Source organism: Micromonospora sp. NPDC002411 (genome assembly GCF_053592955.1).
The window spans coordinates 1-11103 of the sequence record NZ_JBSFBM010000228.1 but is presented as its reverse complement, the minus strand read 5'-3'; the positions used below and the strand labels follow the sequence as shown (position 1 = coordinate 11103).

Here is an 11103-nt window from a genome sequence, read left to right as displayed (position 1 = left end):
GCGAGCAACAACTGGAGCGTGAGCGTGGAACTGGCAGGCATTGGCGCGGTGCTGTTCGACATGGACGGCACCCTGGTCGACTCGGACGCGGCCGTCGAGCGGGCCTGGGAGCGGTGGGCGGCCGAGTACGCGGTCGACCCGGCAGCGGCGCTGGCCATCGCGCACGGCAGCCCCGCCGACCGGACCATCCGCCGGCTGTTGCCCGACCTCGACGACCACGCGGTCGCCACCGCGGCGGCACGGCAGCTCGCGTTGCAGTACGACGACCTGTCCGACGTGGTCGCCACCCCCGGGACGCACGACCTCCTGGACACACTGGCCCGGTTGGGGCTGCCCTGGGCCGTGGTGACCAGCGCCGACGCCCGGCTGGCCCAGGCGCGTCTCGGCGCGGCCGGGATCGTCGCGCCGGTGCTGGTCACTGTCGACGACGTGCGGGTCGGCAAACCGGACCCGGAGGGCTACCTGCGGGCCGCAGCCCTGCTCGGCGTACCCGTGGGGCGGTGCCTGGTCGTCGAGGACGCCGAGGTCGGCCTGCGCGCCGGGCGGGCGGCTGGCGCGCTGACCGCCGCGTTGAAGGGGCTCGACGGCGACCTGCGCCTGCACGACCTGGCGCAGCTGGCGGGCCAGGTGGAGTCGGCGCTCGCGGCACCCTGACGGGCAGCCGCCTCACCGCGCGTGACGGCGGGTCAGGTGCACGGCGGTCAGGGCGATCACGAGCAGGCTGACGGCGAAGAGCACGGCGTTGAGGGCGACCGTGGGATAGCCGAGTCGGGGCACGTCGAGGAACGGGTAGAGATAGCGGTCCTCACCACCCTTCAGCGCGCCCCGGACCAGGATGACCGTCAGCCACACCAGCGGATAGCCGAGCAGGCTGACCGCGTACACCGGGCGCAGCGCGACCCGGGGTCGACGGCTGAGCCAGTGGGCGGCGGCCAGCGGCGGTGCCACGACGTGCAGCAGCAGGTTGCCGGCGTCGGAGATCGTCCCTCGGGCGTCGGCGTTCGCCACCATGGCGTAGCGGCTCCACGGGTTGGCCAGCACCAGGACGAAGACCAGTGCGGTGCCGACGAGGTAGACGGTGAGCGCGGTGCGCAGCCGGTCACCGCCACCGGCCAGCAACACCACCAGGTAGGCCAGGTTGACCTGCACGGTGAAGTAGAAGAGCAGCTCGACGGGCTCGTCACGGGCGGCGACCAGGGCGAGGACCAGCCCGACGGCGACCACCGCCGCGGTGCTCACCCGCAGGACCCGGCGGACGTCCCGGCCCGACTCCGCCGCCGTCACGGCGTCGCCTCCGCTGGGGGCAGTGCCGCGTACAGCCTGACCAGCTCGGCCAGGTAGCGCTCCCCGGACCAGGCCGCGACCGCCGCCCGCCCGTCCCGGATCACGTCCGCGCGCAGTTCCCGCTCGGTCAACAGCCGGGTCAGCAACGCGCCGTACGCCGCGGCGGTGGGCTCGGCGACCGGACGGGTGGTGCCGGTGCCCGGCCGCTGGACCAGCGCGGTGTCCACCATGGCCACCGGCAGTCCGTACGCCTCGGCCTCGGAGAGCACCAGGCCCTGCGTGTCGGTGGTCGAGGTGAACGCGAGCACGTCCGCGGCCCGGTAGTGGGCGCCGACCCGGTCGTGCGACACCGGGCGCAGCAGGCGCACCGCGCCGGCCACCCCGTACCGGTGGGCCGTCCGGCGGATCGCGAGCCGGTGCCGTCGGGCACCCAGCAGCACCAGGCGGGCCTCCGGCAACGTCTGGCGGACCTGGGCGAACGCGGCGAGCAGCAGCTCCGGGTTCTTCTCCGGCGTGGCCCGGCCCACCGCGAGCAGGACCGGCGCGTCCGTCGGGATGCCCAACCGGGCCCGCAACCGCCGCCGGTCGTCGGCGTCGGCGTGTGGCGCGGCGGCCGGGGTCGGCAGGACCACGATCGGGGTACGCCCCGCCATCGCCGCCATCATCGACGCGGTCTTCGCCGAAGGCGCCACCAGGACAGTGCTGTGCGCCAGCAGGCACCGCCCGAGTTCCGCCAGTCGGGTCTGCCGGTCGGGGCCGGGTCGACCGAGCGCCCACAGGTCCCGCGCGCGCCAGCGCAGGCCCAGCCGGAGGCCCGCGTACGCGGCCCCGATCGGGATCTCCGGGTAGTGCGCCGCGTACGCGATCAGGTCGGTGTGCCAGGTCAGCACGGTGGGTACGCCCCGTGCGGTGGCCCACCGCAGGCCGGCGACGCCGAGCGGGCCGGTGGTGTGCACGTGCACCACGTCCGCCGGTGCATCCGGTGACCGGGGCACTGCCAGCCGGTAGGGCCGGGTCGGCACCGTCAGCGAGGGCACCTCACCCGGTCGTCGGCGACGCCGCAACAGGGGGCCCGGGCAGTGCAGGACGACCCGGTGCCCGGCGGCGCGCAGCAGCGCCACTGTGGTGCCGACCGAGGTCGCCACCCCCTCGGGGTTGTCGAGGTGGCTGTCGCTGACGTGGGCGATGCGCACGTCGCCATCATGGCCGGGCCGCGCACCCCGGCCGTCCGGGCCGAACGGCGTGGGGCCGGGTGGCGGGCCCGGGTCGGTTCTGCTGCACTGTCCGCTGGCGACGACGAGGGAGAGCCGCGGTGGAGTTGACGTTGACGCCGATGACGGCACCGGAGCTGGCCCGGTTGCTGGGGCCGCTGGAGCAGGGGTACGCCGACGACCTGGTGGCACATCGGGGGATGAGCCCGGAGGCGGCCCGCGAGCGGTCGGTCGACCAGATCCGGGAGTCGCTGCCGGCCGGCGCGGCGACCGAGGGGGCGCTGCTGCGGCTGGGCCGGGTCGACGACACCGAGGTCGGCTGGATCTGGGTGACCCTGCCCGCGGCAACCGGCCCCCGTCAGGCCTGGATCCACAACATCGAGGTGCACCCGGAGCACCAGGGACACGGCTACGCGCGGCGGATGATCCAGCTCATCGAGGTCGAACTCGCCCACCTCGGCGTACCCGAGCTGGGCTTGAACGTGTTCGGGACGAACACGGTGGCGATCGGGCTCTACCGCAGTCTGGGCTTCGAGGTCACCTCGCAGCAGATGGCGAAGCGGATCGACAGGGCGGGCTGAGTCGGCGACCGGGCACCCGGCGACCCAGGACGGTCCCCCCGGCAGGACTGTTCACCTGCCCAGCGGGAAACCGGCGCGGACCGCACCTGGGGAGGAGCGACGGATGACGCACGGCGGCGGACTGACCATCGGTGTGCTGGGCTCGTACGGTGGGCGAAACCTCGGCGACGAGGCGATCCTCACCGGCCTGCTCACCGACCTTCGCACGCAGGAACCCAACGCCCGGATCATCGTCTTCTCCCGTAACCCGGAGCACACCCGGGCCGCCCACCCGGACGTCGAGGCGGTGCCCTGGGAGGGCGTCAGCCGTACCGACTCCGCGCTGGTGCTGGCCCAGCTCGACCTGCTCATCCTGGGCGGGGGAGGCATCCTCTACGACCGGGAGGCCCGCCGCTACCTGCGGGTGGTCCGGGTCGCCCAGGAGCGTGGCCTGCCGCTGATCACGTACGCGGTGGGGGTCGGGCCGCTCGGCGAGGCGGTGGACACCGGCATGGTCCGGGAGACGCTCTCCAGCGCGGTCCAGGTGACCGTGCGGGACCAGGAGTCCCGGATGGTGCTGGAGGAGGCCGGGCTGCTGAACCCGATCACGGTCACCGCCGACCCGGCGTTCCTCCTGCAACCGGAGGAGTTCCCGGCCCACCTGCTGGCCGAGGAGGGCGTGCCGGTGGGTCAGCGGCTGGTGGGGATAAGCGTGCGGGAGCCGGGACGGGCCGCCGAACGGCTGGACGTGGACGGCTACCACCGTCTGCTGGCCCAGATCGGTGACTTCCTGGTGCACCGGATCGACGCGTGCGTGCTGTTCGTGCCCATGGAACGCGACGACATCCGGCACGCACACGGGGTGCTGTCCCACATGGTCGCGGCCGATCGGGGTCGCATCCTGCACGGCACCTACTCGCCGCAGCAGGTGCTCGGGCTGATGCGGCACTTCGACCTGGCCGTCGGGATGCGCCTGCACTTCCTGATCTTCGCGGCGATGGTCGGCACACCGTTCCTGCCCCTGCCGTACGCCGGCAAGGTCTTCGACCTGGCCCAACGGCTCGGCGTGCCGGCCCTGCGCGGCGTGGAACGCGAGGTCGAGGGGCCGCTGCTGGCCGAGGTCGACCGGTTGTGGGACGAGCGCGAGCAACGGGCCGAGGGCACCGCACGACGGGTGGCCGAGGTGTGCGATCAGGCGCGGGGCACCTCGGAGGTCACCCGGGGCGTGTTGGAGAGCCTGCGCAGCCAGGCCCTCACCCGGGTCTGAGCCGGGGCGGTCACACCGCCGGGCCGGTCCACCGGTAGCGCCACTCGCGGGCCTCCTCGCGGGCGGTCTCCAACTCGTAGATCTGCGCCTCGGCCAGCCCACCCGGGCCGACGTGGTGATGGGTCAGCGGCGGCCGGCCGTTGCTGTCCAGCTCGACGGTGATGGTCTGCCCGTCCGCCGTGCCGCCGACGAGAAGGATCTGCACGGATGAAGCCATGCGCCCATCCTGCCCGTCGTACCGCCGGTCCGCAGCGGATAGCGGGGCAGCGAGGGCCCCGCTTCGTGGCTAGGGTCGGCGGATGGAGCAGACGATCGATCCATCGCTCGGTCCGGTGCTCGCCCGCACCGGCGACGAGCGTGCCGTGCTGAGTTCGTTCCTCGACTTCCACCGTGGGGTGCTGCTGCGCAAGCTGCGCGGTCTCTCCGACGCCGACGCCGGCCGCCGACTGGTGCCCTCGGCCACCACGCTCGCCGGGCTGGTCAAGCACCTGACACTGGTCGAGCGGAACTGGTTCCCGACCCTGCTGGCGCCCGAGCCGGGCGACGTCTACCTGACCTCGGAAGAGGACGCGGTGGCGAGCTTCACCCTCGGCGACCAGGAGACCGTCGCCGAGCTCGTCGCCGCGTACGAACGGGCCTGCGCCCGGTCCCGGGCGGTCGCCGCGAGCCTCGACCTCGACCATGTGGTGCCGCACCCGCAGCTCGGCGAGGTGTCGCTGCGCTGGATCCTGGTGCACATGATCGAGGAGACGGCCCGCCACGCGGGTCACGCCGACATCCTGCGCGAGCTGACCGACGGGGAGTGCGGCGCGATCTGACCCCGGCCCTGACGCGCCCTCGGCGGCCCTCGGCGGCCCTCGGCGGCCAAGATCAACACGGTTTCGCCGATGTCGGGGTGTCCGACCGACGTGGATACCGCGATATCAGCGAAGTCGTGTCGATCACCCGCAGGAGTCGGCGACGATGCGGTGCGCGCCGTACGGTGTTCCGGTTCGGCGGTGGCTGCGGACGTCGTCCCGGCGGGCCGCCTATTCTGGGGCGCGGGCGGCGACGAGGGGGAGTAGGTGCTGGTCATCCACGGGCTGTGGTCGCCCGGCGACGGCTCGACCGGCGGCCTCGCCGTGTGGGCCGAGGACAGCGCCGCGCCACCCGCGCCGACCCGCCCCGGCCGGCCGCCCCGGGAACGTCCACACCCCTTCGCCGCCGGGCACGCCGACCTGGTCGCCGTCCTCGCCGACGCCGCCGAGCCGGCCCACCCCGGCACCGCGCTGCTCACCCTGCCCACCCGGGCAGGCGTGCCGACCGACTCGCCCGAGCTGATCCGGACCGACGTCGCACCCCCGGCCCGCGGTCGACTCACGGTGGCCGGGTGGCGCGTTCCCGTCCTGGTGTACGCCCCGGACGACGCGCTGTCGCTGCTCCGCACGCTGGACGACCTTCCGGCGGTGCCCGGAGCCACAGTGCGTCACCTCGCCGAGCTGGCCGACTTCGCGGCCGACCTGGTGACCCGTGGCCGTCTCCTCCCCGGCGTCAGCACAGCGGCCGAGGCTTCCTCGGGCGGTGCTGCGCAGGTGTCGGCGCGGGCGGTCTGGCGGCCGCTGCTGACCGGCACCGACGCCGCCTGGGCACGATCGTTGGCGCTGGCCCTGCCACCCGCCGCCCGAGCCGCCGCCGACTCCGTCGCTCTCGCACGTGGTGCGGGCGGGGGCGAGCTGACCGCTGCCGAGGTGGTAGCAGATGCGCTCGACGCGCTGACCGACGCCGCCGCGCGGGCCGCTCTGGCGACCACCGCCCTGGCTCGGGGGCTGCGGCCGGGTGGCCCGGCACCGGCCTGGTTGGCGGCGCTCGCCGGTCCGCAGCGGGACTTCACAGTCGATCCCACGGCGTTGGCCACCCTGCGCGACGAGCTGGACGTCTGGCAGCGGGACGCCGCCGGCGGGCCGGTTCGGGCCAGTTTCCGGCTGGTGGAGCCGGCTCCGGACGAGGTCACCGAACCGATCCTGGCCACCCGTCCGGCACCGGACGATATCGTGCCGGCGTCGGTCGAGTCGTCCGGTGGCGGGCGGTGGCGGTTGGAGTTCGGATTGCAGGCGGCCGACGAGCCCGGCCTGCACGTCGACGCCGGGCAGGTGTGGCGGGCGCCGCAGACGCTCGGCGGCCTGACCGGGCGTACGGGCAGCCCGCAGGAGACGCTGCTCGCCGAGTTGGGGCGGGCCAGTCGGCTCTGGCCGGACCTGGATGCCGCACTGCGTACCGCCGCTCCCGAGGTGATGGAGCTCGACGTCGAGGGGGCGCACCGGTTCCTCAGCGAAGGCGCCCCGGTGCTGCACGCGGCCGGGTTCGGGGTGCTGCTGCCCTCCTGGTGGCAGCGTCCGTCGGCCCGGCTCGGCGCCCGGCTACGCGCCCACAGCCGCACCGCGCCGGGCACTGTCAGTGGTGCCGAGGCCGGTGTCGGTCTGGACGCCCTGGTGGACTACCGCTGGGAGGTGGCACTCGGCGACCAGCCGCTGTCCGCCGAGGAGTTGGCGGCGCTGGCCGAGATGAAGACCCCGCTGGTGCGGCTGCGTGGCCGGTGGGTCGAGCTGGACCCGGGGCGGCTCGCCGCCGGTCTGCGCCTGCTCCGCTCCGCCGGTGAGTTGAGCGTCGCCGACCTGCTGCGCCTCGGCTTGGAGGACGGTGACGCCACCGGTGCGCTACCGGTGTTGGAGGTGACCGCCGACGGGGCGCTGGGCGACCTGCTCGCCGGTGCTGTCGAGCGTCGGCTCACCCCGCTGGAACCGCCGCCGAGTTTCCAGGGGACGCTGCGGCCGTACCAGCAGCGGGGGTTGGCGTGGTTGGCGTTCCTGCGCTCGCTCGGGCTGGGTGGTGTGCTCGCCGACGACATGGGTCTGGGCAAGACGGTGCAACTGCTCGCGTTGCTCGCCGGGGACCCGCCGGAGGCCGGCCCGACCCTGCTGGTCTGTCCGATGTCACTGGTCGGCAACTGGCAGCGGGAGGCGGCGCGGTTCACGCCGACGTTGCGGGTGCACGTACACCATGGGGCGGAGCGGGCGCGGGGGGCGGAGTTCACAGCGGCCGCGCACGGCGCGGACCTGGTCCTCACCACCTACTCGGTGGCCGCCCGTGACGCCGTCGACCTGGCCGGCATCGACTGGCACCGGGTGGTGGTGGACGAGGCGCAGGCGATCAAGAACGCGTCGACCCGGCAGGCCGAGGCGGTCCGCGCGTTGCCGGCCCGGCAGCGGGTGGCGGTGACCGGCACACCGGTGGAGAACCGGCTCGCGGACCTCTGGTCGATCATGCAGTTCGCCAACCCGGGCCTGCTCGGGCCGGCGGCGACGTTCCGCAAGAGGTTCGCCGAGCCGATCGAGCGCAACGGTGACGCCGAGGCCGCCGAGCGGCTGCGCCGGATCACCGGCCCGTTCGTGTTGCGCCGGCTCAAGACCGACTCGTCGATCATCTCGGACCTGCCGGAGAAGTTGGAGATGGAGGTGCTCTGCAACCTCACCGCCGAGCAGGCAGCGCTCTACCGGGTGGTGGTCGACGACATGCTCGCCCGGATCGAGACCAGCGACGGCATCGAGCGGCGCGGCCTGGTGCTGGCCACCATGACCCGGCTCAAGCAGGTCTGCAACCACCCCGCCCAGTTGCTGCGCGACGGGTCCGCGTTGGAGGGCCGCTCCGGCAAGCTGGCCCGGCTGACCGAGATCCTGGAAGAGGTGCTGGCGGCGGGGGAGCGGGCACTGCTGTTCACGCAGTACGCCGAGTTCGGCGCAATGTTGCGCGGTCACCTGTCGGCGCGGTTCGGCCGGGAGGTGCTGTTCCTGCACGGCGGGCTCGGAAAGGCCGAGCGGGACGCCATGGTGCAGCGTTTCCAGTCGGCGGACGGCCCGCCGCTGTTCGTCCTCTCCCTGAAGGCCGGCGGCACCGGCCTCACCCTGACCGCGGCGAACCACGTGGTGCACGTGGACCGGTGGTGGAACCCGGCGGTGGAGGACCAGGCCACCGACCGGGCGTTCCGGATCGGGCAGCGCCGTCGGGTGCAGGTCCGCAAGTTCGTCTGCGCGGGCACCGTGGAGGAGAAGGTCGCCGCGATGATCAGCGACAAGCGCGCCCTCGCCGAGCGGGTCGTGGGCACGGGCGAGCAGTGGATCACCGAGCTGTCCACCGGCCAGTTGCGCGAGCTGTTCGCCCTGGAGGCCGGGGCGGTGGTGGAGTGAGCGACAACGCCGGAGTCAGCGCCGACCGGTTCGCCGACTACGGGCGCCCCCGCCGGGTCGACGGGGGTCTGCGGGCGCGCAGCGCCCGGGGTGCCATCGGACGTTCCTGGTGGTCCCGGCGGTTCCTCGAGGTGCTGGAGTCGTTCGCGCTGGGCACCAGGTTGACCCGGGGCCGGTCGTACGCACGCGCCGGCCAGGTGCTGACGCTCGACATCGCACCCGGGCGGGTCAGCGCCGTGGTGCAGGGCTCCCGCCCGCAGCCGTACCAGGTGTCCATCGCGCTGCGACAGTTCCCGGCCTCGCTCTGGTCCCGGATCGAGGAGGAGTTGGCCGGGCAGGCGTTCTTCAGCGCCCGGCTGCTCGCCGGAGACCTCCCCGGCGAGCTGGAGGAGCTGTTCGTCGCCGCCGGCGCGCCCCTGTTCCCGGCCGGTGTGGACGAGCTGACCCAACGGTGCAACTGCCCCGACTTCGCGGTCCCGTGCAAGCACCTCGCGGCGACGTTCTACCTGCTGGCCGAGGCGTTCGACGCGGACCCGTTCGAGTTGCTGCACTGGCGTGGCCGGTCCCGGGCGGAGCTGCTGGACGAGCTGCGCGCCCGGCGGGTGGAGGCCACCGGCGTCGTTGCGCTGCCCGAGGCGGTCGGCGCACCGTCCGAACCGGACGGTGACCGATCGACGGTGGCACCGGCCGGCGCGGCCCGCGCGCTCGTCGGGCTGTCGACGACCACGCTGCCGGAGGCGGCAGACCGGTTCTGGCTACCGCCGGTGCCGTTGCCGGACCGGCCGCCTCGACTGGTGACCGGCTCCGACCTGCTGCTACGCCAACTCGGAGCGCCGGCCCCCGCCATCGGTGGTCCCGGAATGCTCGAACGGTTACGCCGCGCCTACCGGGCGTTCGGCCCGGACGACCGGTGAGCCGTCACGTCCAGCGGCGGCGGAACCGCCACATGATGGCGGCGTTGGCCACCAGCACCACCGCGCAGATCGCACCGGTCAGCCGACCGGCGAACACGGCTATCGCCGGCAGCGACGCCCACAGCACGATGGTCAACAACATCAGGTACCGGCCCCTGCGGGCACGGACCCGGTGGTCCAGCCTCTTGAAGAATGCCGGGTCGCTCTCCCGGAGCTGACGGGTGATCTGGTCGAACCTGCGCTGATCCTCTTTGCTGAGCATGGCGCTGCCTTCCCCTCACGCGTTCAGCGGTTCGGCGGCATACCCGCTGCGGTGGTGGCTCACGCTCGCCTGCTCCCGCTACTTTTCCTCCTCGCGAGGCCCGGTGACATCGGGCGTGGTGACCGTCGTGAGGGCACCTCATGTCCGGCTTACCTGAACCTTAAGTTTCTCTGTGGTGCTGAACGGCGCGGAAAGTGTCGCGTACGGCAGGGAGGTCCGGTCCGTACCCGGCTGCCGCGCGTCCGCCCTGCTGGGAAGGTCTGCGCTCGTCCCCGGCCCGGCGACTGCCGCGGACGCCGCGCTGAGCGCTGTCTTAAGTGCCCTCACGAGGGTGTTCGGCCCACCTTGAAGGGCCCGGAGGGCTTGGTTACTTTGCCGTAGCAACCCCCCTCAGGCAACAGTCGCCGCACCTGCCGCACCTGCCCGGTCGCAGCTTCCGGCGCTCATCAGAAATCGGGATTGGTACATGGCCGACCAGAATGTGCCACCACGTCGACCGCGGGACGACCGCGGTTGGGACGGACGCCAGCACCACAACGCGGATGGCTACGGCGACCCCAACGCGTCCGCGCCCTACGGGTACGACTCGCCCAACCCCTACCAGGGCGGCTACCCGGCGCAGGCCGACCCCCGCGAGCAGTACGGCGAGGGTTACGCGCACGCCGGACAGCCCGCCCCTGGCCCGCGCGGGCCGCAGTGGGTCGGCCCGGAAGGGCTCGGTCGCCCGGTCCCGGCGCGGCCCGGCACCGGACTGCCCACTCTGGACGACGACGAGTCGCGTCCCAAGGTCGGACGACGCAAGGCCATGGTGGCCCTCGGTGGCACCGCCGCCGTCGTCGCCGGTGGCGCGGCGCTCGCCATGACCCCGCAGCTCCGCGGCATCTTCGGTGACGAGGTGGCCGGTGACGCCACCGGCAGCACTGTCACCGACGGCACCGCCGCGCGGCCCAGTGGCCAGCAGCCCAGCACGGTGCGCACCTACACCGAGCAGAACGAGAGCTACATGGGCTCCCGGGCCGGCGAGGCGCTGAAGAAGAACGCGCCGACCGGCGGACGTACCCTCTCCGGCCCGGCCGCCGCCGCCGCGGCGACCGAGGTGACAGTGAAGACGGTGCTCGCCAAGGACCCGATCCTGCACCTGGCCCGGCGGGCCACCTTCGGGCCCACCCCCGAGGTGATCGCCGACATCAAGAAGCAGGGCATCGACGCCTGGATCCGCACCCAGATGGAACCGGACAAGATCGCGCCGAGCAAGGCCGAGCTGAAGCTCGCCGAGCTGCCCACCCAGAAGCTCAGCGTGCAGCAGCTGCGGACCCAGCGGGACCAGCTCAACGAACAGGGCGCCCAGCCGGAGCGGGAGATGGTGGACGCCACCATCGCCCGGC

11 protein-coding genes are annotated in these 11103 nt (G+C 73.5%); 7 read left to right on the top strand and 4 right to left on the bottom strand.

Going from position 1 to position 11103, the window contains the following annotated elements; translation table 11 throughout:
• The first annotated feature begins 18 nt into the window (after window positions 1-18).
• Window positions 19-654, top strand: coding sequence for an HAD-IA family hydrolase (locus ACWCO3_RS24010; protein ID WP_450012143.1), 636 nt, complete (start codon window positions 19-21; stop codon window positions 652-654).
• 12 nt (window positions 655-666) lie between these two features.
• On the opposite strand, the gene ACWCO3_RS24005 is transcribed toward ACWCO3_RS24010, so the two are convergent.
• On the bottom strand, window positions 667-1284 hold the full coding sequence (locus ACWCO3_RS24005) for a Pr6Pr family membrane protein (RefSeq protein ID WP_358166364.1): 618 nt from the start codon (window positions 1282-1284) through the stop codon (window positions 667-669).
• On the bottom strand, window positions 1281-2477 hold the full coding sequence (locus ACWCO3_RS24000; RefSeq protein ID WP_358166361.1) for a glycosyltransferase: 1197 nt from the start codon (window positions 2475-2477) through the stop codon (window positions 1281-1283). The genes ACWCO3_RS24005 and ACWCO3_RS24000 overlap by 4 nt, the downstream gene beginning before the upstream one ends.
• Window positions 2478-2596: 119 nt before the next feature.
• Here ACWCO3_RS24000 and ACWCO3_RS23995 point away from each other — a divergent pair, with 119 nt between their 5' ends.
• Window positions 2597-3076 (top strand): GNAT family N-acetyltransferase, encoded by a 480-nt coding sequence (locus ACWCO3_RS23995; RefSeq protein ID WP_167524784.1) that lies wholly within the window; start codon window positions 2597-2599, stop codon window positions 3074-3076.
• 103 nt (window positions 3077-3179) lie between these two features.
• Entirely contained in the window at window positions 3180-4322 is a 1143-nt protein-coding gene (locus tag ACWCO3_RS23990) for a polysaccharide pyruvyl transferase family protein (RefSeq protein WP_145779566.1), read from the top strand.
• Between the two features lie 10 nt (window positions 4323-4332).
• On the opposite strand, the gene ACWCO3_RS23985 is transcribed toward ACWCO3_RS23990, so the two are convergent.
• On the bottom strand, window positions 4333-4539 hold the full coding sequence (locus ACWCO3_RS23985) for a hypothetical protein (RefSeq protein ID WP_088988245.1): 207 nt from the start codon (window positions 4537-4539) through the stop codon (window positions 4333-4335).
• 82 nt (window positions 4540-4621) lie between these two features.
• On the opposite strand from ACWCO3_RS23985, the gene ACWCO3_RS23980 reads away from it, so the two are divergent.
• The 3 genes from ACWCO3_RS23980 (at window position 4622) to ACWCO3_RS23970 (ending at window position 9456) form a co-directional block, all read left to right on the top strand.
• Window positions 4622-5140 (top strand): DinB family protein, encoded by a 519-nt coding sequence (locus ACWCO3_RS23980; RefSeq protein ID WP_145779567.1) that lies wholly within the window; start codon window positions 4622-4624, stop codon window positions 5138-5140.
• 246 nt (window positions 5141-5386) lie between these two features.
• Entirely contained in the window at window positions 5387-8542 is a 3156-nt protein-coding gene (locus tag ACWCO3_RS23975; protein ID WP_450012138.1) for an SNF2-related protein, read from the top strand.
• Window positions 8539-9456 carry an SWIM zinc finger family protein gene (locus ACWCO3_RS23970; protein ID WP_145779568.1) on the top strand — a complete coding sequence of 306 codons (918 nt, stop codon included), beginning with the start codon at window positions 8539-8541 and terminating at the stop codon, window positions 9454-9456. Before ACWCO3_RS23975 ends, ACWCO3_RS23970 begins: the two co-directional genes overlap by 4 nt.
• Before the next feature lie 4 nt (window positions 9457-9460).
• Here ACWCO3_RS23970 and ACWCO3_RS23965 read toward each other — a convergent pair whose 3' ends face one another.
• Entirely contained in the window at window positions 9461-9718 is a 258-nt protein-coding gene (locus ACWCO3_RS23965) for a DUF3040 domain-containing protein (protein ID WP_088988248.1), read from the bottom strand.
• A gap of 466 nt (window positions 9719-10184) precedes the next feature.
• On the opposite strand from ACWCO3_RS23965, the gene ACWCO3_RS23960 reads away from it, so the two are divergent.
• Window positions 10185-11103, top strand: a 919-nt coding sequence (locus ACWCO3_RS23960; RefSeq protein ID WP_450012136.1) for a DUF1800 family protein, incomplete at its 3' end; no start/stop codon positions are given.

Bases quoted from the DNA above. Each gene is read 5' to 3' on its own strand.
- ACWCO3_RS23985 (WP_088988245.1), bottom strand. From the start codon at position 4,539: ATGGCTTCATCCGTGCAGATCCTTCTCGTCGGCGGCACGGCGGACGGG.
- ACWCO3_RS23990 (WP_145779566.1), top strand. From the start codon at position 3,180: ATGACGCACGGCGGCGGACTGACCATCGGTGTGCTGGGCTCGTACGGT.
- ACWCO3_RS23965 (WP_088988248.1), bottom strand. From the start codon at position 9,718: ATGCTCAGCAAAGAGGATCAGCGCAGGTTCGACCAGATCACCCGTCAG.
- ACWCO3_RS23980 (WP_145779567.1), top strand. From the start codon at position 4,622: ATGGAGCAGACGATCGATCCATCGCTCGGTCCGGTGCTCGCCCGCACC.